Raw genomic sequence first — 25250 nt, forward strand, 5'->3', positions numbered from 1 at the left:
TGCCGCGCGATCAGGCTGCGCGGGCCTCGCCGCAAACCGCGGCGGGGACGCTCGTCGCCACCCTCGGCCGAAGCGCCCTGCTCCGGCGCATCGTCGGCACGCGCTGCCTGCACGGCAGGCGCGGACGATTCAATATCGTGGATATCTGTCAAAACAACCTCAAAATGTCAGGTCTCGCGCCCGGCGCGGGCGCGGCAAGAAGTTGGCCGCGATCAGGCGCGACGCTGTTTGGGTTCTGCTTCGTCGTCCGGCAGCGCGTCGGCACCGATGGGTGCACTGGCGCTTCGTACGGCGTCGGCGAGACTGTCGGACGTGTCGTCCAGCATCTCGTCGTCCGCGGGACGGGAACGGGAGGCGTCGGCCTGGCCAGCCTCGCCGGGCATGTCGCCGGCCGCTTCCGCTCCGTCTCCGGCAACCGCTTCGGCAGCCGGCTTGCGATCTTCCTCGCTCCAATCCGCGCGCAGCGGCTCGGGCTGCACACCGGCCGGCACTGCTTCGGCGCCAGCCTGTTCCATTTGTTCCGCGTGCCCGCGATCAGCCTCGAGCGTATCGCGACTCGGGATTTCCTGCGTCGACACGATGTCCGCCGCGGAATCACCCGGCAATTCCGCCGATTGACCGGCGGACGCCTCATCCGATTGCGGCGTGTCGCCCGCTGCGTCATCCGCAACCGGCACGTCCCCGTCGAAATCCATTGCCTGCTGCGCCAGCAGCGCAGCCTCGATGTTCGCGGCCGGCTCCTCGAGCGCAGGCAGATCGTCGAGCGCCTTCAGGCCGAGGTCGTCGAGGAACTGCTTGGTCGTCGCATACAGCGCCGGGCGTCCCGGCACGTCGCGATGACCGATCACTTCGATCCAGCCGCGATCCTCGAGTTGCTTGACCACCTGCGTATTGACCGTCACACCGCGAATCTCTTCGATGTCGCCGCGCGTGACCGGCTGCCGGTACGCGATGATCGCGAGCGTTTCGAGCACCGCTCGCGAATACTTCGGCGGCTTCTCGGGATGCAGGCGATCCAGATAGTGACGCATCGCCGGCTTGCTCTGGAAGCGCCATCCGGTCGCCAGCGCCACCAGTTCGACGCCGCGACCGGACCAATCCTGTTTCAGATCTTCGAGCAACGTGCGGACCGTGTCAGCCGACACGCCGTCGGCAAAGAGCTTGCGCAAATCGCCGAGCTTCAGCGGTTCCTGCGCGCAGATCAAAGCAGTCTCGAGGACGATCTTCGCCTCTTGGGTATTCATGCAGCTAGGCCAGACCCTGTGGTCAAACGAACCGGATCAACAAACAGACGAAAGGAACGGAAGACGCGCTCGCCCGATTCTGATCGGTCATATTGATGGGAGCACGAACCGGGGGCGGCGAACCAACTTCAGGCCAGGCCCAAACCGGACGGAACAGCACGGCTCAACGACGGAACCGCGTGACTGAGCGCCATATTACGCAAAATTGCCCGGTGCGTAAAGATGAGCCGAACGGGCTGCCGCCAGCACACCGAATCCGCTCCGGCCCCGCTTCAGCGGGCAACTGCGCCGCGCGCGAGGAACCGGCGCAGCCGCTCGACGCCCGCGTCGAGTCGCGCCGGATCGCATGCGTAGCACCAACGCACGAACCCTTCCCCCTCCGGGCCGAAAGCGCGCCCGGGCGCAAGGCCGAGCCCCGCATCGCGCACCAGCGCCTTGCAGAACGCCAGGCTGTCGGCCGCGCCCGGCAGGCGCAGGAACACGTACATCGCGCCCGGTGGAGGCGGCACCACCTCGACGCCCGGCAGGGTCCGCAACGCGGCAACCAGGTGATCGCGCGCGTCTCGCAGCGCCGCGACGAACGACCGCACGAACGGCTCGCCATCACGCAGCGCGACCTCACCCGCGGCCTGCACGAAGCCCGGCGCACACGACGTGTTGTATTCGACGAGCTTCGACAGATCGCCCATCACCGCTGCCGGCGCGATGAGCCATCCCAGACGCCAGCCCGTCATCGCCCATGCCTTGGAAAACGAATTCACGACGACGACCCGCTCGTCGCGCGACGCGATGTCGAGGAACGATGGCGCGCCGCCCGCGCCGTCCGTGTCGAAAGCGAGCCGCTCGTACACCTCATCGGCAACCAGCCAGATGCCGTGGCGGCGGCAATGGGCGAGCACGGCTTGCTGGTCGTCGCGCGACATCGTCCAGCCGGTCGGATTGTTCGGCGAATTGATCAGCAGCATCCGCGTATCGGGCGTCAGCGCCGCAAGCAGCCGCCCGACATCGAGCTGCCAGCCCGCATCGCCATAGCCGAGCGGCACGCATTCGACCTGCGCACCAAGGATCTTCGGAATCTCGACGAGATTCGGCCACAGCGGCGTGACCGCGACAACGCGCTCGCCCGGACCGACCAGCATCTGGGCGGCGAGCATCAGCGCGCTCACGCCCGAACTCGTCACGGCCACCGTGTCGGCCGCCGTCGCGCCGTGGCGGGCGCCGACGTAGGCCGCGATCGCGTCGCGCAGCGGCTCGGTACCGAGGTTGTGCGTGTAGAAGGTTGCGCCATCGCGCAGCGCCGCCGCAGCGGCGTCGCGGATGAAGTCCGGCGTCACGCGATCGGATTCGCCGAACCAGAACGGCAGCATGTCCGACACGCCAAAGCCTGCGTTGGCTACTTCCCGGATCAGCGACGGACGCAACGCGTGCACCGCGTCGCGTGCCGCCGGCGCGCCGGTCAACGGAAGAGAATCTGCGGAATGCGCCATCGAGAACCACCATCGAGGACCACGATCCGCGTAGTGTACCGGCCCGCAGGCCGGACCGGCGCGCATCGGCATCGGTGCGCGTCAGTCGAGGTCCTCCGCCCTCGCCGGCATCTGCCGCACGAGTTCCCAGATCGCCTGCGCAGCGGGCGACAACGACCGATCACGGCGGCGCACCAGCTCGACCGTGCGCTCGGTGCGTGGCGTGAGCGGCCGCGCGACGAGCGTCGAGCCGGCAGGTAGCGGCAGCGACAGCCACGGCTGCACGCTCACGCCGACGCCGGCCTCGACGAGCCCGAACACGGTCGCCGAATGCCCGAGCTCCTGCATGACCGTCGCGTTGACGCGATGGGCGGCCAGCGCCGCATCGATCAGCGGACGGCTTCCCGACGCATGATCGAGGAGCACGAGGCGCTCGCCGTCCAGCGCCGTCCAGGGCACCTCGGCACGCGCCGCGAGCGGATGGTCGGCGCGCGCGACCAGGCAGAACGAATCGGTCATCAGCGATTCGCAGACGAGATCGGCCACCGCGAGCGGCCCGATCACGACGCCGAAATCGACCTCGCTCGACTTCACCTTGCGCAACACGTCGCTCTGCACGTCATCGCGCAAACCGAGCGTCACGAACGGGAACTGCCGCTCGCACGACGCAACCACGCGCGGCATCAGCCGGCATGCGATCGTCGGGCTTGCCGCGACGATCACGCGCCCGCGGCGCTGCTCGCCGATCTCGCGAATCTCGCGCAGCGTGTCGTCGAGATCGTCGAGCAGACGCGACACGCTCGCGATCAGGTTCGCGCCGACATCGGTCAGCTGCACGTCGCGCGTCGTGCGGTCGATCAGCTTCAACCCGAGCTCGGCCTCGAGCTCGCGCACGCAGCGGCTGACCGCGGACTGCGTGAGCCCGATCTCGTCGCCCGCACGGCTGAAGCTCTTGAGCCGCGCGACTTCGATGAAGACGCGAAGCTGGCGCAGCGTGACGTTCATTTCCTGACCTCATCAATCTTCGATATCGATGCGCGATTTTAATGCGCGAATCCGGGGTCGATGTGCGAATCAGGCACCTGCCCCACATGTTTCGCTGCGGTGCAATACATCCGCGAACGCACGTGGTGCGGGCGAACTGCACAAGATTGGTGATTGTCCCGATTTGCTGGCGGGTTATTTTGGCGTCTTATACGCCCCTAGCTGACTTAGCCGTTAGCTCGCTGCCAAGCGGCTCTCGAGGGAATTACCTCCGACATGGCACGCTTCGTGCATTACCTGGCGCACAGGGCGCAGGTTTGTCGGACGGAAGAGCAGAAACGCCGCTGCCGGCCAACCGGACGCCCCCACCCGGCACTCGACGATCGAGTGCTTGAAGAGTGCGCGGCGCAGGGCAGCGCACCGGAGTTAGCTTCGCTGAGGTGAGGACATGATGCTGTTCGACGATTTGAGAGATAACGAGTGGGCGCTGGTCGAGGGTCTGTTTTGCTCTGAACCCGCACGGAGTGAGCGGCGCGGCCGCCCCCGCGTGGAAGCCCGCTCGGTGGTGAACGCCGTGCTGTGGGTGCTGTCGACGGGTGAAGGCTGGTCGAAGCTGCCGGGCCGCTATCCGTCGCCGCCGACTTGCCGCCGTCGCTTCGACGAATGGCAGGCGGACGGCACGCTCGCCGAAATCGTGAAGCGACTCGGCACGAGCGGCCGGCAGATCTCCCTGCGCGGGCGCATCGGCGCAAGCGCCGCGAAGCCGCCCGCACCTCCGAGCCGCGACCGGCTGCGCGGCGCCTTCTGGACCAATCCGGAGTCCTGGCGCGCGCCCGTCAAGATGGCGTAACGAATGCTCGATCGGGCGGCTTCGGCCGCCCGGTTTCTTTTTGCGACGCGACCTGTTCGCGACGCCTGCGTTGCCGTCGATTACCGTTGTCGTGCCGCGATACAACTATTTACGAATATTTACAGCAAGCCTGCACTCCCACGCTTACCTTAGCGACATATCAACAGGCCGCGTCGACGGCTTGAAGGGAGCCCCGCCATGAAACCAATGTCACTGCTCGTCGCATGCGGCATTGTCATTTCCCTGGCGTTGTCCGCTCCAGCCCACGCCGACGATCGCACGAAGCCACCCCATCGCCAGCAGGATCACCGGAACAGCCTCCGCCAGCCACCGTCCGCCAACCCGTCGAGCCGGCAGACCGTCCCGCGCGGCGACCTGCGCGGCGACATCGCCAGCAATGCGCGAGCGCGCATCGGCTCGCAGCCGTCGGACGTGCCGCGTCATCCGTAGTCCTGCCAATTTCAGGATTTCGCCAAAGAAAATGCCCGCTGCCGGGAACTGCGCTGCATACGACGAGTCACAACGTTGCCATGAGCACAGCGTGGCAACAGCAAAAGTATCCGGTACGCCCGTATCCTCGCGATACGGGCTTTTTTTTGGGCATCGCCAGTTGTATGGCGATGCGCGCGGCGGGATGATCGGCCGCTACAGGCGGCTTTCGAGAATCGCCACGGCACTCGCTTCGCTCAATGCGTAGTCGGCCATGCGGCGATCGGTCCAGGAAAGTAATTTCTCGTCGCGCTCGAGGCGCGAGAATTCGGCTCGACCGCTTTCGGTCAGCACGGCAATGTCGACCGGTGCGTGGAAGCCCGGCGCGGGAGCCACGGTTTTCTGCCTGACCGTGTCCATCAGCCCGAGTGAACGGAGATACTCGAACACGCCTGGGCGGCGCGCCCACGGTACCTGGCGGTACTGCACTCGTCTCAATGCGTCGAGCACCGCTTCGTTGGAATACGTGGCCATCTCGATTCTTTCTTAAAGTGCAGCGACAATGCGAAGCGGTGCGCCGGGCGGGGTCTCCGCCCGCCGATACCGCCACCGATTCTGGAGGCCGACGTTCGGCGTCGCGTCAGGGCCGGATCGTCAGCCGTCCATAAAAAGACACCATACCCCAATCAAATTGATTCTGTTCGATTCATTTGTACTTCTCTTCATCTGTTTCATGCTCTGCCGCAAGCGGCGGCGAATCATCTCGATCGCCGCCGTTGCGCTGTTCTGGCTGCTCGCGACAGGCTGGCTCGCCGCGCCGCTGATCGCCTGGACCGAGGCGGGCGTCGTACCCGTCGAGCACCCGGACATGCACGGGCGGACCACACTGATTCTCATCGGTGCCGGCACGCGGCGCACCGACACCGGGCTGCGGCCGCCACCTGACGGAGCCGCCCGCATCCACAAGGTCGCGGCGCTCTACCGCACTTGCCGGCAGCAGGCCGAGCGCTGCACCGTGGTGATGTCGGGCGGTGACCCGCAGCATCACGGCGAAACCGAAGCGGCCGTCTACGGGCGCCAACTCGTCGCAGAAGGTATCGCTCCCGCGGACCTCATTCTGGAACCGGATAGCCGCACGACCTACGAAAATGCGAAATTCACTGCGTCTATACTACGCTCACAGTATGACGACGCACGCATTCTCGTCACTTCGTCATACCAGATGCGCCGCGCATTGCTCGATTTCCGCCATTTCGGGATCGATCCTCAGCCCGTTTATGCGAATCGCCGGCGCGCGCAAACGGGCTGGCTGCCGCGCTGGCGCAATGTGGCCAACGCCGAACAGGCGCTGCACGAACTGGCCGGCATCGCGCAGTTCCATGTCTATCGATGGCTCGGATGGTTCTGACCGCGGCGGCGAAAACCGGCGCGGAAATGACTGCTGCGACGACGATGGCAGGCGCGTGACGAAGTGCGCGAAGTGTTGCGCGACTTCAACGGGGCCTTACGTCGCGCCACGATCCGATGCACATTGATCCGTCACTTTTGTTACACTCGACACGCACTCGATTGCAGTCGCCAGACAAAACGGCAACACTCGGGTTCATCACCACTTAGCGGAGGTAAAGCAATGAAGAAGACGTCCCTGGCTATCCTGGTAGCGATGTCGGCGCTGACTGGCGCAGCGTATGCGCAAGAGAGCACGGAAATCAAGACGATTACCGATCCGGCCAAGATCTCCGAGATCGAGCAGCGCGCGCAGGCGCTGCAGCAGCAGCAAGCGGCCGAAGCCGCTCAGCCGGCGGCGCAGGAAGAACATCACCACGGCAAGAAGGCTGCTCACCACAAGGCTGCCGCGAAGAAGGCCGGCAAGAAAGCTGCCAAGGCCGCAGACGCTGCCAGCCAGTAAGTTCGGCGGCACCGCACAAGCGAAAAGCCGAATCCGGGCAACCGGGTTCGGCTTTTTTGGTTGCGGTGCCCGTGCGCTGTGCTAAAGTCGCGCACCGAATTTTTCCACCCGTGCGCACCCCGGTGCGGAGGACAGCATGAGCAACATTCAACTCGACATCGAGTGGACCGAAGCCGCCACTCGCCAGATCAAGCAACTGATGCCCCGCGGCTCGGCCGACGCGTTCCTCGCGCTGCCGCCGATCGAGTGTCTGCCGATGGAGGGCGACGTGCTCTTCCTTGGCCCGCAAGGCAAGCAGGCGCCGTTCATCGTGGCCGAGCGCCAGTATCATCACGACGGCGACGCCGACTGGACGATCATCCTGATCCTCGACGTGCCCAACACGTCGCACTGACGCACACCGCGACCGGACGCGTCCGGTCGCCTCACCCGGCTCAGACGAGCTTCGACAGCACGCGGATTTCGGAACGCTCGATCCAGTTCGCAGCCGCTTCCCGATAAGCGAGAATGTGCGCGGAACGCGCATGCGCAGCCAACGCCTCCTCGCTTTCCCAGCGCTCGACGAATACGAACCGCGCGGGCTCCTTCAGGTCCCGGTGCAAGTCGTACTGCAATGCGCCGGCTTCGTTGCGGGTCGGCTCGACGATCCCTTCGAGCTGGGCACGCAACTTCTCCTCGGCGCCCGGCTTCGCCACGATCAGCGCCACGACTGCAATTTCGGCCATTCCCGCCCCCTTTCATCTGGAAAAGTCCGAGAATACGCGAATCGCGCGTCGGCTGCGTCGGCACGGCACCGCACGACGCCCCCCCCCAAAAAAATAGCCCGCGCTTCAGAGAAGCGCGGGCGAAACCGTCGCCCTACGAGGATAGGCGACGGGGCCATCGAGATCCGCACGCTGGCGCGGATCGTCATCTGTTGCGCCGACGCTTGTCGCGCCGGCATTCGAAGACGTCGATTCCGTTGATCGGGCGCTCGCGGCGCACCCCCGGTATCTGACGCCGTCCTCCCTGTTTCAACGATTCCAACCTATAAAGCAGGTTGCGTGCCAGCCGACACAGGCCGATCACCTTGTTGATTTATAAGGAAATTTTTTAAGTCCGCGACAATGCGGCATGTGTTCTGCCGCCGTAACGCGCGGATGTTACGTAACGTCACGAGGAGGAACCGAACCTCCCGCACCCGTGCGCGCCGGCGAGCGGCCATGAAAAAAGCCCGCCATGTGGCGGGCTTTTCATTGATGCGGAGAAACGTCGAAATCAGCGGAGCTGATTCACGAGCAGCCCCATGATCTGGCGAGCCGCCGACGACGTGTCGGTCGCCCCCGAATCGTCGACGACCGCCACGCGCGTCTGGTCGGCCGTGAGCGCCTTCACGTTGACGCGGTATTGCTTCGCCTGCTTTTCCTTCTTGCCGTGGAACAGCTGACTCCAGAAGCCTTGCTCGGCCGAACTCAGATCCTTCGGATCGACATAGCGCACGAAATACAGGCCCTTCGTACGATCGCGATCGTCGACCGTGAAGTTCGCACGATCGAGCGCGAGACCGACGTGCAGCCACGACCGGTCATACGCCTCGCCGAGCGTGACTTCCGACGGCACGGCGGCGTCGGCCGTATCGTTGCCTTGTGCCGACGTGCGGGAGACGTTTTGCGCGGCAATCGCAGCAGCAGCCTTCGACGATGCGTCGGCGTCGGCCTTCTTGTCCTTTTCCTTCGGTACCGTGTTGTCCTTGATGTTCGCGATCGGCGGCTCGCCGTTCTTCGCGCGCTGCTCGTTCTGTGCGAGCACGGCCATCAACCGCTTCAGGTATTCGGTTTCGAGCGCCGGATCGTTCGGCTTCGGTTCCCACTTGCTCGAATCGTTGTTCGAGCCCGTGATTGCTTCACGCATCCCCTTCTGGCTGATGAACACGTAAGTGCCGCCATTCGGCGCCGAATCGAGACGCGTACGGTACTTGTTGCGTTCGGCCGTCACGTACGAGTTGCCCATCGCCTTCGAGATCACGCTGCGGATCAGGCCGTCGTTGATCTGCGGATGGGTTTCGTTCCAGTCGGTTTCCATCACGCCCTTGTCGCGCTGGTCGACGACGAGCAGGAAGCCCTGCTCCTGCCAGAAGCGGCGAACCTGCGGCCAGACGGCGGCAGGTTGCTTGCCGTCGATCACGAGCCAGCTCTCGGTGCCGTCGCGCTGGATATGCATGCCTGCAACGGCTGGAGCAACGGTGTCCAGCGCAGGCGCCGCCTGCTGGACCTGCTGAAGCGCGGACAGGGAAGTCGCGCCGCCCTGGGGCGGCAGCGAACGCTGATCGGCCGTCTCGTCGAGCATATTGGGCGGCACTGCGAGCGACGCTTCCTTCGATTTCGAATCGCTCTTGTAGTCCACTTTCGTGGGCGACGACGTACCGCAACCGGCGACGAGCGCGCCGGTTGCGAGCACTGCAGCGAACCGCATGGTAAGACGAAGATCAGTCATGTTCGGGGAATCCTCTTCCGCTAAATCACGGCGCTTTCCGTGGATCAACCTTGCATTTTACCGGGGCCGCGCCGCGATGTGCAAAAAAGCGACCGGCAAGAAAAAACCCGCGTCAGCCTGAGCTGACGCGGGTTCTTTATCTGGTCGGGGCGAGAGGATTTGAACCTCCGACCACCTGCACCCCATGCAGGTACGCTACCAGGCTGCGCTACGCCCCGAAAGAAAAAAATTATAACAGACAGTTTTCCGATTTAGAACGGGTCGCATGCATTTTGTGGACATTCTTGTGAAATTTTTTGGCGTGACGGTACCGATGCACGCAACGACGCGCATGCCATGGCGCCCTGCGCACCGGCCACACGGCCTCGCATCACAACGCATTCACCGCTTGCGTGCGACACAGATGACGGTCAGCCCGGCGACGCGATTGAAGCGGAACATCGGCAACTCGATGCGGCAGATCGTCTTGAGCAGGCCATTGACGAACGGATGGTGACGGCGCAATTGCGACGCCGGCTCGCGAGAATGCCGGCGCGCACGCTCGCCCAGCCGCAACGCTGCCGCGAGCGGAAACGTGAGGCCGAAATAATAGGCACCGTGCTCGACGTCGAGCCCCGCGCGACGCACCACGTCCTCGAGACCGCCGAGCGTATATCGGCGCTTGTGCTCGAGAAAATCGTCATGGCCGCTCCAGAGGAACTGGAACGCGGGAACCGTGATCAGGAACCGGCTGCCCGAAGGCGCGCCCTTTACGTACTGCATCAACAGACCGACATCGTCGTCGACGTGTTCAAGCACGTCCATCAGCAACACGAGATCGGCGTCGAATCGATCAACGGATCGCCGAAAGTGGATGGGCTTGCCGGACGCTTCGCCGTCGGTATCGTCGGCGTAGCTCGTATCGACACACCATGCTTCCATCGCCTGCGTACGCTCCAGCAAGTGCTTCGAGAAGAAGCCGGAGCCTGCACCGACATCGAGTATCCGCTTCGCACCCGGCGCCCCCAGGAATCGACGGATCGCACTCGCCTTCGACGCGTAGTACCAGTGATCGCCCACGCCCGCACCCAATACGTCGACTTCCTTGAGATCCATGACGTTTCCCCGTGATGGCTACCGTGCTCTGGTCGATACAGCATTTGTATGCCGATCTTACCTCGCCGCTGCCACCGATCCTACCTGTCGACAACGCGCAGCCGACACCGGCAACCCCCACGCCGCCCTAATCGAAAAGGACGATGGCCGCTTCGCCGCAAATCGCTACCGTGCGATTACCCGGCGCGAGATCGATGCGCACGGGCGACCCGTGCGACTGCATGCCGATCGATCCGGCCCGCCCCGGCTTTGCCGCGTCGCGCGCGATGCAGGAGGCGGCTCCGGTCACCACCGCAGTCGCGACCTCTTGTAACCGTCTGCGACAAAGGGCATTGAATGCATCAGAAAAACGAAATTTCCCGTCGACATTTTCTCCAGCTGGGCGCCGGCACGATAGGCGTGGTGCTGGGGAGCACGTCGCTACTGTCGGCATGCGGAGGCGACTCGATTGCGGTCGCGCCGGTCACGACGCCACGGCTGAGTTCGGTATCGAATTTTCGCGACACGGCCGGGCCGGACGGAACCGGCTACGTGACGACGAGCGGCGCGAAGATGAAGAAAGGCGTGATCTATCGGTCATCCGCGCTCGCGTTGTCCGCCGCCGACGTCGCCACCGTCGGCACGCTCGGCATCAGGCAGGTCTGCGACCTGCGCACGCCCGCCGAGATCAAGACGCAACCGGATGTGCCGCTGGCCGGCGCCACCTGGCAAAACCTCAACGTGCTCGGGGCCACCAGTATCGGTCCGATCCCGACCACCGGCGCCACCGCGACGGCATTCATGTTGAGCATGTACCGCGCGTTCGTCACGTCGGACACCGCGCATGCCAGCTATCACGCGCTCTTCACCGGCTTCGCTGCCTCCGGCGAAAACCTGGTGTTCCACTGCACGGCCGGCAAGGATCGCACGGGCTGGGCGACCGCCATCCTGCACACGATCCTCGGCATCTCCGGGCAGACGATACTCGCCGACTATCTGCTGACCAACACCTATAGCGCATCGGAAATCGCCGCCTCGATCGCCCAGGCGCAAAAAGCCGGCGGCCAAAATGCGGCAGACATGATGACCGCGCTGCAAGGCGCACACACCGACTATCTGCAGGCGGCATTCGATCAGGTCACCGCGTCGTACGGCTCGATGACGTCGTATATCGCGAACGGCCTGCAACTCGACCAGGCCACGCTGAACGCAATCCGTCAGCACATGCTGGTCTGACCGACCCGCGGGCTGCCGCGACGGGGCCGGATCGCATTCGCGCCTCGACCGCCGCGGACGCGGCCCGCCCCATCCGGCGAAACCCGCACCGGCCAAGGCTGGAGCGGGTTTGCCCGGACGCAGCAACATCCGCCGACGACGGGCCGCGCAAACCAAACGACCGTTTGATCCGGCCGCCCGGCCGCCCCGAATCCGTTGTCCCGCAGCCCGCCGGTCCGCCCTCTCCGGGCGCCCGTTGTTTGGTAACGACGCTCTAGCTCGCTATGCCACACTGCACGGCATCGACGCTCGCGCCGTGCAGTGGCGCGCGCCGCCGTCGATCACGACAAGACATGGAGACAGACGATGCGGAATGCGGTCCGGCGCGGCCATCGCTCGCCTTTGGCAATTTTCGACTGGATTTCCGGCCCGCCACGCGTGGCCCGCCCCATCTCGCCCAGGACATCCCGCGTGTTCGGCTGCGGCGTGCTGGCGCTCGCGCTGCTGTGTGCCGGTTGTGCGGAATCGTCCGCGCAGCGTGACGGCAACACGTCGGTCGCGTCGACGAAGATCGAACGCACCAAGGCCGAACGTCTCGCCCGAGAGCAGCAGGTCGCACGCACCGTGCCGTCGCTCGCATCGATCAGCCTCACGCAACCGCGCCCGTTCACGCTGCGCGACTCGGGCCAGAACGGCGCGATGACGTTCCTGCGCGATGTCGATTTCCGCATCGTCAACAACCTCGGCTTCTTCATCCATCAGTTGTCGGCGACGCTCGTACCGACACAGGCCAGCGCGCCGATCGTGTTCGACGATCCGACGAGTTTCGAGATCGACGTGCATGAAGGCACGGTCACGCTCGACGACGCGAAGCTGACCGCCCTCTTCAACACCTACATCTTCGGCTATCGCAACGCGCCGCTGCGCAAGCTCGCCGTGTCGGCCGGCGACGGCGTGATTCACCTGCAAGGCGAGATGCAGCGCGACGGCTGGGTGCCGTTCTCGCTGACGGGCACGCTCGCGATCCGTGACGGCAGCCAGCTCGTGTTCCATCCGACGGGTGTGCGCGTGTCGGGCATCAACGCGCAGCCGGTGATGCGCGCGGCCAACGTGAAGATGGCCGACCTGCTGAAAGTCCAGACGCCGATCGCGCAACTCGCCGGCGACGATCTCGTGATGGCGGTCGACAAGCTGATGCCGCCGCCGCGCCTGAAGCTCACGATCACCGCGCTGCGGGTCACGCCGGCCGGTCTCGACCTGAAGCTCGACGACGGCACGCATGCCGGCTTTGCGATGCCCGCGAACGCGCCGCAGCAAGCGATGGTCATTCGCGGCGGCGATGTGAAGTTCATGCGCTCGATGCCGATGAACGCGGACATCCTGATCGGCCCGGTCGATTCCACGAAGCGCGACCAGACTTTCGTGTTCGACCTGTATCACTATCGCGACCAGGTGTCGGCCGGCTACTTCAATTTCGACGAAAACGGTGCGATGGCGATCCGGATGCCGTCGTACGCGGGCCCGGCCAGCGGCGCGCTGCTCGGCAACGCGGCCGCGCGCCTGAACGACAGCTTCCTCGCCGCGCAGCAGAATGCGCTGCGCGACATACGCCAGCACTGGGAAGCCTCCGCACTCGCGGCGAACATCGCTCAACCCGGCATGCAGAAGGTCGCGATGCGGCGCACGTCGACCACGCCGTTCAACGAACGGCACGTGTCGAACCGCAACCCGACGATCCACTTGCGCAACGTCGACTTCAACCTGTCCGGGGATATCGGCTTTCACGTCGAGGATCTCGACGTGGAACTCGTCTCGAAGCGGCCCGGCGAACCCGTCGATCTCGACGATCCGAACCAGTACGACATCCGCATCCTCGGCGGCACGGTCGTCGAGTCGTGGAAGGCAATGTCCGCGCTCTTCAACAATTATCTGCTCGACTACTCGCCGCGCTCGCTCAACGACCTGCAACTGAGCGCGGACGGCACGAACCTACGCGTCCAGGGTGGCATCAAGCTGTGGAACCACGTGCCCGGCGTCTGGCTGCCGACCGACATGAAGGGCACGCTGTCCGTGCTCGATGACCGGCACCTCGCGTTCAAGCCGTCCCAGGTGTCGGTGCTCGGCATTCCGCAGGCGAAGCTGCTGCGCTCGCTCGGCATCGAGCTCGCTTCGCTGACGCCGTTGCAGCGGCGCGGCGCGGAACTGCGCGGCGACACGCTCGTGCTCGACCAGTACACCGTGTTCCCGCCGCCCATGCTGAACGGCAAGCTCGGACAGGCCACCGTCGAGCGTGACGGGCTGCGCCTCACGTTCCGGCGCGCGGCGGGCGCACCTGCGCCGCAACGGCCGCAGATCGATGCGCCGAGCTACATGTGGATGGAAGGCGGCGACATGAAGATGTTCAACGTACTTGAACTGAACGTGCGCGCGCTGATCCGGAATTCGGCCGAGGCCGGCCCGATGCGTTTCGACCTGTACGGCTACCGCAGCCAGGTCGCACAAGGCTCGGTGCGGATGCTGCCGGACGGCACGCTGGTCGTCGACATGGGGAAAAGGAACCCGCTCGCGTCGCGCTGATGTGCGTGCACGTCACGCATGAAAAAAGCCCGGTGGCACGTTGCCAACCGGGCTTTTCATTTCATCCTTCGCGCTTCGCGCTCAGTCGTGCTTCAGTCCGTCGATCACGTCGAGTAGCGCCTGCCGCAATGCCGTTACGTCGACGGTCGTGCCGGGCTTGCCCGGCGCGCGTGCATCGGTGGCCGGTACCTCCGGCTCGACGGGTGCTGCGACGGCCCGCTCGCCGCCCGGCGAATCGAGCCGGTTGCGCGCGCCGTTGATCGTGAATCCCTGCTCGTACAGCAACTCGCGAATCCGCCGGATCAGCAGTACTTCGTGGTGCTGGTAATACCGACGATTGCCACGCCGCTTCACCGGCCGCAGTTGCGTAAATTCCTGTTCCCAATAACGCAGCACATGAGGCTTGACCCCGCACAGTTCGCTGACTTCACCGATCGTGAAGTAGCGCTTCGCGGGAATCGGAGGCAAGACGACTTTCTCAACCGTAGTGGTCATCGTCGGTTAACCGTCGGTAAAGGGTGCGCGGCGGCCGCGCGGAGACGTCAGCGCGCGGGGCTTACTCCGCGCCGTTTTCGACCAGCGCCTTCAGCTTCTGGCTCGCGTGGAAGGTTACCACCCGGCGGGCCGCGATCGGAATCGCCTCGCCCGTCTTCGGATTGCGGCCCGGACGCTGCGGCTTGTCGCGCAACTGGAAATTGCCGAACCCCGACAGCTTGACGCTCTCGCCGTTTTCGAGCGCGTCGCGGATCACCTCGAAAAACGCCTCGACCATGTCCTTCGCTTCACGCTTGTTCAGCCCGACGCTGTCGAACAGCAGCTCCGCCAGTTCCGCCTTCGTCAGCGTGGGCGTCTCGGTGGACGCCGGCGCCGAAGCGTCGCGGTTCATGGCGCTGCGTTGCGCCGTCAGGAGGGCTTCGAATTCACTCGAGGTCATGTCGTTCATATCTGCCATACAGCGCGTTAAATCAAAACTTACGATCGGAAAAGGCCGCCCGCGAGCGGGCGGACCTCCTCCTTAGCCGCGCAGGCGCGCACCGGCACGAGCCATCCGCTCGACCAGCGTCTGGATCGCCTGATCGACGACCTCATCCTGTAGCGTGCCAGCCGCGTCCTGCAGCGTCACGCGGAAGGCAAGGCTCTTCTCGTGCGCGGCAAGACCACCGGAAGTATTTGATTTTGCACGAAATTCGTCGAAGAGTACAACCTTCTGAACGAATCGGCAGGCCTCTTCGGCAAGCGCCTTCTTCATTTCGTCGAAAAGTGCCTGAACCTCGACCGCCTGATCGACGACAACGGCGATATCGCGACGAACCGGCGGGAATTTCGACACGTCGGTCGGCGCGGGCAGCGCACGTGCAATCAGCGCGTCCGCATCGACCTCGAACATCACGGGCGCGTGCGGCAGTTCGTACTTCTGCATCAGGCGCGGGTGCAGTTCGCCGATCCAGCCAACCGCACGGCCATCGACTTCGATGCGCGCGCTGCGGCCCGGATGGAGGGCCGGATGCTCTGCCTTCACGAAGCGTGCGGCCGCGGGCGCGAGCAGCGCCTCGAGATCGCCCTTCACGTCGAAGAAATCGACCATGCGGGTCGCCACGCCCCACTGCTCGTCGAGCGCGGGACCATAGGCAAGCGCGCCGACGCGCTTCGGCTGCACGTAGCCCTCGACCGTCAGCTCACCGGCCTTCGCCGCCGCATCGGTAAGGAACACGCGGCCAGCCTCGAACACGCGCACGCGATCCGCGCGGCGGTTCAGGTTGTGGCGCAGCACCGAAATCAGGCTGCCGAACAGCGTCGTGCGCATCACCGACAGCTGGCTCGCGATCGGGTTCAGCAGGCGGATCGGATGATCGTTGCCCGCGAAATCCTGCTCCCACTCCGCATCGACGAAGCTGAAGTTGACGGTTTCCGCGTAGTCGCGCGCGGCAAGCGCGTGACGGATGTCGTGGATCGAGCGACGCGTCTCGTTGGTCGCGCGCATTTCGCTCGTCGCGACCGGCGGACGCGCCGGAATCTTTTCGAAGCCGTAGATGCGCGCCACTTCCTCGATCAGGTCTTCCTCGATCTCGATGTCGAAGCGATGCGACGGCGGCGTAACGAGGAACGCGTCGTCTTCACGCTCGAACGGCAGGCCGAGGCGCGTGAAGATGCTGGCGATCTCTTCGGCGCTGATCTGCACGCCGATGATGCGGTTCGCGCGCGACACGCGCATCTTCACCGGCGCGCGCTGCGGCAGGTTCACGGCCTGATCGTCGACCGGGCCCGCCTTGCCGCCGCAGATCTCGATAATCAGTTGCGTGATGCGCTCGACGTGCTCGACGGTCGTCGCGTAATCGACGCCGCGCTCGAAGCGATGGGCCGCATCGGTCGAGAAGTTGTACTTGCGCGCACGGCCGCGGATGCTGTCCGGCCACCAGAACGCGGCTTCCAGGTAGATGTTGGTCGTATCGAGCGTAACGGCCGTGCTGTCGCCGCCCATGATGCCGGCCAGGCTTTCGACGTGCCGGTCGTCCGAAATCACGCCGACCGTTTCGTCGAGTTCGACGGTGTTGCCGTTGAGCAGCTTCAGCGATTCGCCGCGCTTGCCCCAACGCACCTCGATACCGCCGTGGATCTTGTCGAGATCGAACACGTGCGACGGGCGGCCAAGCTCGAACATCACGTAGTTCGAGATGTCGACGAGTGCCGACACGCTGCGCTGGCCGGAACGCTCGAGGCGTTCGATCATCCACTGCGGGGTCTTCGCATGCGCGTTCACGCCGCGGATCACGCGACCCGAGAAGCGGCCGCACAGATCGGGGGCAGCAATGCGCACTGGCAGCGTCTCGTCGAGCTCGACGCGCACCGGGCGAATGTCGACCGGCGTCAGCGGCGCACCGGTAATCGCAGCCGTCTCGCGTGCGATGCCGAATACGGACAGGCAGTCGGCCTTGTTCGGCGTCAGCTTGATTTCGAAGACCGTGTCGTCGAGATTGAGCGTCTCGCGGATATCCTGGCCGACCGGCGTGTCTTCCGGCAGCACCAGCAGGCCGCTGTGATCCTCGGACAGCTTCAGCTCGCGCGCCGAGCACAGCATCCCCTGGCTCTCCACGCCGCGCAGCTTCGACAGCTTGATCGCGAACGGCTTGCCGCCCTCTTCCGCCGGCGGCAGTTCCGCGCCGACCAGCGCGACCGGTACCTTGATGCCGGGCGCGACGTTCGGTGCGCCGCAGACGATATTCAGCGTCGCGCCGGTGCCGGCGTCGACCTGGCAGACATTGAGCTTGTCCGCATCCGGATGCTTGACGACTTCGAGCACGCGGCCGACGACGATCTTCGACGTCGGCGGCGCAGCCTTGCTCAGCGATTCGACTTCGAGCCCCGCCATCGTCAGCGCGTGCGACAGTTCGTCGGTCGTCAGCTGCGGGTCGACAAAGGTTCTCAACCAGGATTCAGGGAATTGCATGGATGTCTACGTTCGAAACAGGTTAGATCGACGCCCGGGCCCCGTCGGATCGTCCATCGGGGCGTGCTCGGGCACAGGTCGGCGCGGCGCGCGGCGTTACGCGAACTGGCGCAGGAAACGCAGGTCGTTCTCGAAGAACAGCCGGAGATCCTGGACACCGTAGCGCAGCATCGTCAGGCGTTCGAGGCCGCTGCCGAACGCAAAACCGATATAACGCTCGGGATCGAGGCCCATGTTGCGAATCACGGTCGGATGCACCTGCCCCGAACCGGAGATCTCGAGCCACTTGCCGGCGTTCTTGCCTTGCTCGAACATCATGTCGATCTCGGCCGACGGTTCCGTGAACGGGAAATACGACGGACGGAAGCGCACGAGGATGTCGTCGCGCTCGAAGAATTTTTTCAGGAAGTCGGTATAGACGCCCTTGAGATCGGCGAAGCTGATGTTCTCGTCGATCCACAGCCCCTCGACCTGATTGAACATCGGCGAGTGGGTCGCATCGCTGTCGACGCGATACGTGCGGCCCGGCGCGATCACCTTGATCGGCGGACGGTTCATGCGCGCGTAACGCACCTGCATCGGGCTCGTGTGCGTGCGCAGCAGCAGCTGGCGGCCGTCGGCATCCTTGCCTTCGACGTAGAAGGTATCCTGCATCGAACGCGCCGGATGGTTCTCCGGGCTGTTCAGCGACGTGAAGTTGTACCAGTCGGTCTCGATCTCGGGGCCGTCGGCCACATCGAAGCCGATCGAGCCGAAAATCTGTTCGACACGCTCCCACGTGCGCATCACCGGGTGCAGGCTGCCTGCACCGGCGCCACGGCCCGGCAACGTCACGTCGATCGCTTCGGCAGTGAGACGCTGGTTCAGCAGCGCGTCGGCCAGTGCCTGACGGCGCGCGGTCAGCGCGGCTTCAACCTGCTGCTTCACGACGTTGATGCGTGCGCCTTCGGTCTTGCGTGCTTCGGGATCGAGCTTGCCGAGGCCCTTCAGCAACTCGGTCAGCGCACCCGACTTGCCGAGAAATCGTGCTTTCTCGTTTTCGAGCGTGGTGATGTCGGCAGCCTGTTCAAAGGACTGCTGCGCGTCGGCGACAATCTGGTCCAGATCCATAGATCCCATCATTTCCAACGTCATTCGGTCTTGGCGAGCGAAATCGCCCACCAAACAAAAAAGGGGCTCGGAAGAGCCCCGTTTTCGCTGCAGCGGCCGAGACTACCGGAACATCGCTGCAACTAACCACGCAGTGCTAATTTCGCAATTAGGCTGCAACGGCGGCTTTCACCTGCTTGACGATCGCAGCAAAAGCAGCCTTGTCGAACACCGCCATGTCGGCCAGAACCTTACGGTCGAGTTCGATCGACGCCTTCTTCAGGCCGTTGATGAACACGCTGTAGGTCATGTCGTGCTGGCGAACTGCCGCGTTGATACGCGTGATCCACAGTGCGCGGAACACACGCTTCTTGTTGCGGCGATCGCGGTACGCGTACTGACCAGCGCGCATCACCGCCTGCTTGGCGATGCGGTAGACGTTATTGCGGCGGCCGCGATAACCCTTGGCCAGGTTGATGATCTTCTTGTGGCGGGCCCGTGCGGTTACCCCACGTTTGACTCGAGGCATGTTTCTCTCCTTAGAGTATCAGTTAGGGGTTACGCGAACGGCAGCATCGCGCGGACGGAGTTCAGATCGGAATCATGAACTGCCGTTGCGCCGCGCAGGTGACGCTTGTTCTTCGTGGTTTTCTTGGTCAGGATGTGACGCTTGAAGGCTTGACCGCGCTTGACGGTACCGCCCGGACGCACCACGAAGCGCTTTGCAGCACTCTTCTTGGTCTTCATCTTAGGCATGACGAACAACTCCAGTTTATTAGATGGCGATGGGTGTGCGGTTGGCTTGCGCCCTTGACCCGCCCTTCGAAACCCAGTCCACTTGTGTACGGCGAACCGCTTGCGCAGCCGCCGTCATTGCTGGCACGCCGCCCTGACCGGGCAACGCGCCGAACCACTGCGAACCTGCGCGCAAAGCGCGCGGGCCCGTTACTTCTTTTTCTTCGGCGAGAGCACCATGATCATCTGGCGCCCTTCCATCTTCGGCATCTGCTCGACCTGGCCGACTTCCTCGAGATCCGTGCGCAGACGCTCAAGCATCCGCATACCGATTTCCTGGTGAGCCATTTCGCGGCCGCGGAAACGCAACGTGATCTTCGTCTTGTCGCCTTCTTCGAGGAAGCGCACGAGATTGCGGAGCTTGACGTTGTAGTCACCGTCATCGGTACCCGGGCGGAACTTGACTTCCTTGACCTGGATGACCTTCTGCTTCAGCTTCGCTTCGTGCTGCTTCTTCGATTCCTGGTACTTGAACTTGCCGTAATCCATCAGACGGCAAACCGGGGGAACCGCTTGCGGCGCGATTTCCACCAGGTCAACATCCAGTTCTTCCGATTTACGGAAAGCATCAGCGAGTTTTACGATACCGAGCGGTTCGTTCTCGATCCCGACCAGACGCACTTCCGGCGCAGTGATTTCACCGTTGATGCGGTGCGACGACTTATCAGTAGCGATGTTACGTTTCCTCTAAAAATTAAAAAAACGAGCCGCGCTGCCAGGGCGGTTACTTGAACGAGCGCAGGTCTTCCTGCAGACGCTCAACGAAGGCTTCGACCGGCATCACGCCAAGATCGACGCCGCCACGGGCACGCACGGCTACCGTTTGCGCATCACGCTCCTTATCACCCACGACGAGGAGATAAGGCACCTTTTCCAGCGTGTGCTCGCGTATTTTATAGCTAATCTTCTCATTGCGCAAATCGGCCGTCACTCTAACCCCTTGTTTTTGCAACGATTGGGCCAGAGATTGCGCATATTCGGCCTGACTTTCGGCGATATTGAGCACAACTGCCTGGAACGGCGCGAGCCAGGCCGGCATCGCACCAGCGTGGTGCTCGATCAAAATGCCGAGGAAACGCTCCATCGAACCGACGATCGCACGGTGCAGCATCACCGGACGGCGACGGCTGCTGTCATCCGCGACATACTCGGCGCCGAGGCGCTCCGGCAGCACCATGTCGAGCTGCAGCGTGCCGCACTGCCACGAACGGCCGAGCGCATCCTTGATGTGGTACTCGATCTTCGGGCCGTAGAACGCGCCCTCACCCGGCAACTCTTCCCACGTGAGGCCGCAGGCCGTCAGCGCGTCGCGCAGGCCCTGCTCGGCGCGATCCCACGTCTCGTCCGTGCCCGCGCGTTGCTCCGGGCGCAGCGACAGCTTGATGTCGATGTGATCGAAACCGAAGTCCTTGTACACGCTCATTGCCAGCGTGTTGAACGCGATCGATTCCGAGATGAACTGGTCTTCCGTACAGAAGATGTGCGCATCGTCCTGCACGAAACCGCGCACGCGCATCAGGCCGTGCAGCGCGCCCGATGCCTCGTTGCGGTGGCACGAACCGAATTCCGCGTAACGCAGCGGCAGGTCGCGGTACGAACGCAGGCCGTGCTTGAACACCTGGACGTGGCCCGGGCAGTTCATCGGCTTGATCGCGTAGTCGCGCTTCTCCGACTCCGTCGTGAACATGTTCTCGCGGTAGTTCTGCCAGTGGCCCGACGCTTCCCACAGCGAGCGGTCCATGATCATCGGCGTCTTGATCTCGAGGTAGCCGGCTTCGTTCACGCGGCGGCGCATGTACTGCTCGACCTGCTGCCACAGCGCCCAGCCCTTCGGATGCCAGAACACCATGCCCGGCGACTCTTCCTGCATGTGGAACAGGTCGAGCTGCTTGCCGAGCTTGCGGTGGTCGCGCTTTTCCGCTTCCTCGAGCATGTGCAGGTACTGATCCTGGTCTTCCTTCTTCGTCCAGGCCGTGCCGTAGATGCGCTGCAGCTGCTCGTTCTTCGAATCGCCGCGCCAGTACGCGCCCGCGACCTTCATCAGCTTGAAGACCTTCATCTTGCCGGTGGACGGCACGTGCGGGCCGCGGCACAGGTCGGTGAAGCCGCCATGCGAGTACAGCTTGATTTCGTCGCTTTGCGGAATCGATTCGATGATCTCGGCCTTGTACTTCTCGCCGATGCTGCGGAAGTAGCCCGCCGCTTCGTCACGCGACACGACACGGCGCGTCACGGGCTCGTCCTTCTTCACGAGCTCCTGCATGCGCTTTTCGATCTTTTCCAGATCTTCGGGCGTAAACGGACGGTTGTACGAGAAGTCGTAATAGAACCCGTTGTCGATCACCGGGCCGATCGTCACCTGCGCATCCGGATACAGATCCTTCACCGCATACGCGAGCAAGTGCGCGGTCGAGTGACGGATGATGTCGAGGCCGTCGGCATCCTTGTCCGTGATGATCGCGAGCGACGCGTCGCGGTCGATCACGGCCGACGTATCGACGAGCTCGCCATCGATCTTGCCACCAAGCGCAGCCTTCGCAAGGCCGGGACCGATCGAGGCTGCAACCTCGGCAACTGTCACCGGATGCTCGTATTGTCGAACTGAGCCGTCAGGCAAGCGTATCGAAACCATAGCAATCTCCGTGATGCCGACAGTGGGCGGCAGACCAGGTACGCGATTTAAAAATCACGCGGGAAAATTTCGCGACAAAAAAAATGCGGCCCCGCTTTCGAGGGGCCGCATTCGATACTTCACTCAAACTGAAAGGGCGAAAGGGTTCCTCGACTAGCGTCGCTCCGAAAAGGTTTCGGTCAACGTTCGCGGTGTCATAACCGTATTCGCCTTGTTCGCGTTGAGTTATTTGCTGCATCGAACACCCGGAGGCCGGGCATTCTCAATTCGTTGGTAGGCTCGATTGGACTCGAACCAACGACCCCCACCATGTCAAGGTGGTGCTCTAACCAGCTGAGCTACGAGCCTAGTGAAGCTAAGATTATATGGAGCCGTTACCCGCTTGGCAAGTATTTTTATGCGGTCGCAGCAAAATAGCGGGGCTCGAGCCCCACATCATGCCTTCCGCCCGGCCCGCACGACGCCCTGCACCTCGCCGAGCAGCGTGCACGCACGCTGTACCTGCGCCGAGTTCGACACCTCGACCGTGAACTGCATGAATGCCGCGTTGCGGCGGCTCTGCGTCTTCACGCCCACCACGTTCATCTTCTCGCGCGCGAACACTTCGGAGATGTCGCGCAGCAACCCTTGCCGGTCGCTCGCCTCGATCATCAGGTCGACCGGATAGACGGACGCACCGCGCCCGCCGAGCACGTCGGCCGACCAGGTCGTCTGCAGCACGCGTTCCGGCGCGCGCTCGACCATCCGGCGGAACGTCGGGCAATCGGTGCGGTGAATCGACATCCCCTTGCCGCGCGTGACGAAACCGCTGATCGGATCGGGCGGCGCCGGACGGCAGCAGCGCGCGAGCTGGGTCAGCAGCGCGTCGACCCCCACGACCAGCACGCCGGTCGACGCGCCGTGCGCGACGCTCGCGCCGCTGCTGCGCTTCTCGAAATCGGCAGGCGCTTCGGGCGCCGGTTCGGGCGGCGGCGCATCGGACAGCGCGTGCTCGACATTGCGCAGGCTGAACTCTTCCTTGCCCACGACCGAGAACAGATCCTCGGGCGACTTGAAGCCGAGCTTCGCGGCAAGGTTGTCCAGGTTGACCGACGTCTTGCCCTCGCGTTGCAGCGTCTTTTCGACGAGCGCGCGGCCATGCGCGACGTTTTCTTCCTGCTCGATCGAGTTGAACCACGCCCGCACCTTCTGGCGCGCGCGCGGGCTCTTCATATAGCCGAGCTGCAGGTTCAGCCAGTCGCGCGACGGCCCGCCCTCCTTCACCGCGACGATCTCGACCGTCTGGCCATTTGCGAGCGGCGTGTTGAGCGGCACCATCGCGCCGTCGACACGCGCGCCACGGCACCGATGGCCGAGTTCGCTGTGCAGGTGGTACGCGAAATCGACCGGCGTCGCGCCCTGCGGCAACGCGATCACGCGCGCCTGCGGCGTCAGCACGTAGATATGGTCGTCATCGAGCGACGTCTCGCGCAATTGCGCCCACGCCTTGTCGCCCGACTTTTCCGCGCCGTCCTCGACGTCGTCCTTCCACGCGAGCAGCTGGCGCAGCCATGCAATCTTCTCGTCGTACTTGTCGCTCGCCGAAAACTGGCCGCCGTAGCCGCGCGCGCCGGCCTCCTTGTAGCGCCAGTGCGCGGCGACGCCGTACTCGGCGAAACGGTGCATCTCATGCGTACGGATCTGCACTTCGAACGCACGGCCGTCATCGCCGATCACGACCGTATGCAGCGACTTGTAGCCGTTCGGCTTCGGCCGCGAGATGTAATCGTCGAATTCCTTCGGCACCGGCTGCCACAGGTGATGCACGATGCCGAGCACCGCGTAGCAATCCTTGATGTCCGGCACGATCACGCGAAATGCGCGCACGTCGTACAGCTCGGAGAAATCGAGCTCCTTGCCGCGCATCTTGCGCCAGATGCTGTAGATATGCTTCGGCCGGCCGCTCACGTCGGCCTGGATGTGCGCGTCCGCCAGCTCTTGCTGCAACCGGTCGATCGCCTGCGTGACGTACGCTTCGCGCTCGATGCGCTTCTCGTCGAGCAGCTTCGCGATCCGCTTGTAGGTGACGGGATCCTCGAAGCGGAACGCGAGATCCTCGAGCTCCCACTTCAGTTGCCAGATACCGAGGCGGTTCGCGAGCGGCGCATAGATCTCGAGGGTCTCGCGCGCGACGTCGGGCGGCGGGTCGATCTTCGCGGCCGCGTAGTAGCGCAGCGACTGCAAGCGCGATGCGAGCCGGATCAGCACCACGCGGATGTCTTGCGCGAACGCAAGCAGCATCTTGCGCAGCGCCTCGATCTGCGTACGCCGCTCTTCCGCCGCGTCGCGCCCCACGTCGGGTACCGCGTTCTGCGCGGCACGCAGGCTGACGGTACCGAGCCGCAACAGCTTGCGCACGTCGGACACGAGCCGCGCCACTTCGTCGCCGAAACGCTCGGTGAGTTCACGCTCGGGGTCGCTCAGGTGCGGCGTCAGCACGAACAACGCGGCCGCCTGCATCGCGTGCGGATCGACGTTCAGCGTGCGCATGATCGACGCCGTGCCCGCCGAGTGATCGGCGAGCAGTTCACCCGACGACAGGCGCACGTCGCCGGCCCGCTCGCGCACGAACGCGAGCACGTCGTCGAACGACGGCGCCGCGACGGGGGATGCGGAAACGGACTCGGTCATTGCTCGGCCTGGCGGAATGCGATCATCGTCGGACTACGTTCAGCTCCGCTGCGCGGCGACGACCACGATTTCAACGAGCAGCGCGGGATCCGCGAGCTTCGCTTCGACGGTGGCGCGCGGCGGCGTGTTGCCCTGCGCGACCCACGCATCCCACTCCGCATTCATGCCTTCGAAGTTCGCCAGATCCGAAATGTAGATCTGCACCGACAGCAGATGCGCCTTGTCGCTGTTCGCTTCGGCGAGCAGGCGATCGATGTGGCCGAGCACTTCGCGCGTCTGGCCGATGATGTCCTGCGAGGTGTCTTCGGCGATCTGGCCGGCCAGATACACGGTACCGTTGTGGATCGCGATTTCGGAGAGGCGGGGCCCGACGTGGTGACGAATGACTGCCATGGAATG

General features: G+C 64.2%; 24 protein-coding genes, 2 tRNA genes and 1 pseudogene. 7 read left to right on the plus strand and 20 right to left on the minus strand.

Annotated features, from left to right (window positions below; translation table 11 throughout):
- Positions 1-212: 212 nt before the first annotated feature.
- The 3 genes from scpB to G3O06_RS30290 form a co-directional block, all read right to left on the minus strand.
- The gene (gene scpB / locus G3O06_RS30280; protein ID WP_205818413.1) at positions 213-1244 is read right to left on the minus strand and encodes an SMC-Scp complex subunit ScpB; all 1032 of its coding nucleotides are present in this window, start codon (positions 1242-1244) and stop codon (positions 213-215) included.
- 272 nt (positions 1245-1516) lie between these two features.
- Positions 1517-2731, minus strand: a complete 1215-nt coding sequence (locus G3O06_RS30285; protein WP_205818414.1) for a pyridoxal phosphate-dependent aminotransferase — start codon at positions 2729-2731, stop codon at positions 1517-1519.
- Between the two features lie 81 nt (positions 2732-2812).
- On the minus strand, positions 2813-3715 hold the full coding sequence (locus tag G3O06_RS30290) for a LysR family transcriptional regulator (protein ID WP_011351793.1): 903 nt from the start codon (positions 3713-3715) through the stop codon (positions 2813-2815).
- Positions 3716-4145: 430 nt separating this feature from the next.
- Here G3O06_RS30290 and G3O06_RS30295 point away from each other — a divergent pair.
- Together G3O06_RS30295 and G3O06_RS30300 are read left to right on the plus strand one after the other, a co-directional pair.
- A pseudogene (locus tag G3O06_RS30295) lies at positions 4146-4532 on the plus strand (transposase); the annotation flags it as partial.
- 210 nt (positions 4533-4742) lie between these two features.
- Positions 4743-4994 (plus strand): hypothetical protein, encoded by a 252-nt coding sequence (locus tag G3O06_RS30300; RefSeq protein ID WP_174969227.1) that lies wholly within the window; start codon positions 4743-4745, stop codon positions 4992-4994.
- Between the two features lie 195 nt (positions 4995-5189).
- Here the strand turns inward: G3O06_RS30300 and G3O06_RS30305 are convergent, their stop codons facing one another.
- Positions 5190-5507, minus strand: a complete 318-nt coding sequence (locus G3O06_RS30305; protein WP_011351791.1) for a hypothetical protein — start codon at positions 5505-5507, stop codon at positions 5190-5192.
- Positions 5508-5664: 157 nt separating this feature from the next.
- Between G3O06_RS30305 and G3O06_RS30310 the strand changes: the two genes are divergently transcribed.
- From G3O06_RS30310 to G3O06_RS30320, 3 genes are all read left to right on the plus strand, one after another.
- Entirely contained in the window at positions 5665-6381 is a 717-nt protein-coding gene (locus G3O06_RS30310) for a YdcF family protein (RefSeq protein ID WP_174969228.1), read from the plus strand.
- Positions 6382-6603: 222 nt separating this feature from the next.
- Complete coding sequence (locus G3O06_RS30315; protein ID WP_174969229.1) at positions 6604-6882, plus strand: hypothetical protein; 279 nt, start codon at positions 6604-6606, stop codon at positions 6880-6882.
- Between the two features lie 136 nt (positions 6883-7018).
- Positions 7019-7276 carry a DNA-binding protein gene (locus tag G3O06_RS30320; protein WP_122945157.1) on the plus strand — a complete coding sequence of 86 codons (258 nt, stop codon included), beginning with the start codon at positions 7019-7021 and terminating at the stop codon, positions 7274-7276.
- A 40-nt stretch (positions 7277-7316) separates the two neighbouring features.
- Here the strand turns inward: G3O06_RS30320 and G3O06_RS30325 are convergent, their stop codons facing one another.
- The 5 genes from G3O06_RS30325 to G3O06_RS30345 form a co-directional block, all read right to left on the minus strand.
- Entirely contained in the window at positions 7317-7607 is a 291-nt protein-coding gene (locus tag G3O06_RS30325; RefSeq protein ID WP_174912666.1) for a putative quinol monooxygenase, read from the minus strand.
- A gap of 532 nt (positions 7608-8139) precedes the next feature.
- Positions 8140-9354: an outer membrane protein assembly factor BamC gene (gene bamC / locus G3O06_RS30330; RefSeq protein WP_205818415.1), complete on the minus strand. Its 1215-nt coding sequence runs from the start codon at positions 9352-9354 to the stop codon at positions 8140-8142.
- Positions 9355-9495: 141 nt separating this feature from the next.
- Positions 9496-9572 (minus strand) — tRNA-Pro (locus tag G3O06_RS30335).
- Between the two features lie 163 nt (positions 9573-9735).
- Positions 9736-10449, minus strand: a complete 714-nt coding sequence (locus G3O06_RS30340; protein ID WP_174912673.1) for a methyltransferase domain-containing protein — start codon at positions 10447-10449, stop codon at positions 9736-9738.
- A 127-nt stretch (positions 10450-10576) separates the two neighbouring features.
- Positions 10577-10741 carry a hypothetical protein gene (locus G3O06_RS30345; protein ID WP_205818416.1) on the minus strand — a complete coding sequence of 55 codons (165 nt, stop codon included), beginning with the start codon at positions 10739-10741 and terminating at the stop codon, positions 10577-10579.
- 110 nt (positions 10742-10851) lie between these two features.
- On the opposite strand from G3O06_RS30345, the gene G3O06_RS30350 reads away from it, so the two are divergent.
- Both G3O06_RS30350 and G3O06_RS30355 read left to right on the plus strand, forming a co-directional pair.
- Entirely contained in the window at positions 10852-11664 is an 813-nt protein-coding gene (locus G3O06_RS30350; RefSeq protein WP_346779562.1) for a tyrosine-protein phosphatase, read from the plus strand.
- Positions 11665-12009: 345 nt separating this feature from the next.
- Positions 12010-14220, plus strand: coding sequence for a hypothetical protein (locus G3O06_RS30355; protein WP_205818417.1), 2211 nt, complete (start codon positions 12010-12012; stop codon positions 14218-14220).
- Between the two features lie 81 nt (positions 14221-14301).
- Here G3O06_RS30355 and G3O06_RS30360 read toward each other — a convergent pair whose 3' ends face one another.
- From G3O06_RS30360 to G3O06_RS30410, 11 genes are all read right to left on the minus strand, one after another.
- Positions 14302-14715: a MerR family transcriptional regulator gene (locus G3O06_RS30360; protein ID WP_174980092.1), complete on the minus strand. Its 414-nt coding sequence runs from the start codon at positions 14713-14715 to the stop codon at positions 14302-14304.
- Positions 14716-14776: 61 nt separating this feature from the next.
- Entirely contained in the window at positions 14777-15163 is a 387-nt protein-coding gene (locus G3O06_RS30365) for an integration host factor subunit alpha (protein ID WP_006486093.1), read from the minus strand.
- 72 nt (positions 15164-15235) lie between these two features.
- A complete protein-coding gene (gene pheT, locus G3O06_RS30370; RefSeq protein WP_205818418.1) occupies positions 15236-17665 on the minus strand; it encodes a phenylalanine--tRNA ligase subunit beta in 2430 nt (809 codons plus the stop codon).
- 96 nt (positions 17666-17761) lie between these two features.
- On the minus strand, positions 17762-18775 hold the full coding sequence (pheS, locus tag G3O06_RS30375; RefSeq protein WP_041492813.1) for a phenylalanine--tRNA ligase subunit alpha: 1014 nt from the start codon (positions 18773-18775) through the stop codon (positions 17762-17764).
- 148 nt (positions 18776-18923) lie between these two features.
- The gene (gene rplT, locus G3O06_RS30380) at positions 18924-19283 is read right to left on the minus strand and encodes a 50S ribosomal protein L20 (RefSeq protein ID WP_004192938.1); all 360 of its coding nucleotides are present in this window, start codon (positions 19281-19283) and stop codon (positions 18924-18926) included.
- Between the two features lie 29 nt (positions 19284-19312).
- The gene (gene rpmI, locus G3O06_RS30385) at positions 19313-19510 is read right to left on the minus strand and encodes a 50S ribosomal protein L35 (RefSeq protein ID WP_004191477.1); all 198 of its coding nucleotides are present in this window, start codon (positions 19508-19510) and stop codon (positions 19313-19315) included.
- A gap of 189 nt (positions 19511-19699) precedes the next feature.
- Positions 19700-20224 (minus strand): translation initiation factor IF-3, encoded by a 525-nt coding sequence (gene infC / locus G3O06_RS30390; protein ID WP_071734130.1) that lies wholly within the window; start codon positions 20222-20224, stop codon positions 19700-19702.
- A 49-nt stretch (positions 20225-20273) separates the two neighbouring features.
- The gene (thrS, locus tag G3O06_RS30395) at positions 20274-22181 is read right to left on the minus strand and encodes a threonine--tRNA ligase (RefSeq protein ID WP_174969236.1); all 1908 of its coding nucleotides are present in this window, start codon (positions 22179-22181) and stop codon (positions 20274-20276) included.
- Between the two features lie 271 nt (positions 22182-22452).
- Positions 22453-22529, minus strand: a tRNA-Val gene (locus G3O06_RS30400).
- A gap of 87 nt (positions 22530-22616) precedes the next feature.
- Complete coding sequence (locus G3O06_RS30405) at positions 22617-24851, minus strand: bifunctional (p)ppGpp synthetase/guanosine-3',5'-bis(diphosphate) 3'-pyrophosphohydrolase (RefSeq protein ID WP_205818419.1); 2235 nt, start codon at positions 24849-24851, stop codon at positions 22617-22619.
- Positions 24852-24890: 39 nt separating this feature from the next.
- Positions 24891-25244, minus strand: a complete 354-nt coding sequence (locus tag G3O06_RS30410; RefSeq protein ID WP_205818420.1) for a RidA family protein — start codon at positions 25242-25244, stop codon at positions 24891-24893.
- Between the last annotated feature and the right edge of the window lie 6 nt (positions 25245-25250).

The organism is Burkholderia sp. Ac-20345, assembly GCF_017104825.1.
Taxonomy (GTDB): Bacteria; Pseudomonadota; Gammaproteobacteria; order Burkholderiales; family Burkholderiaceae; genus Burkholderia; species Burkholderia lata_B.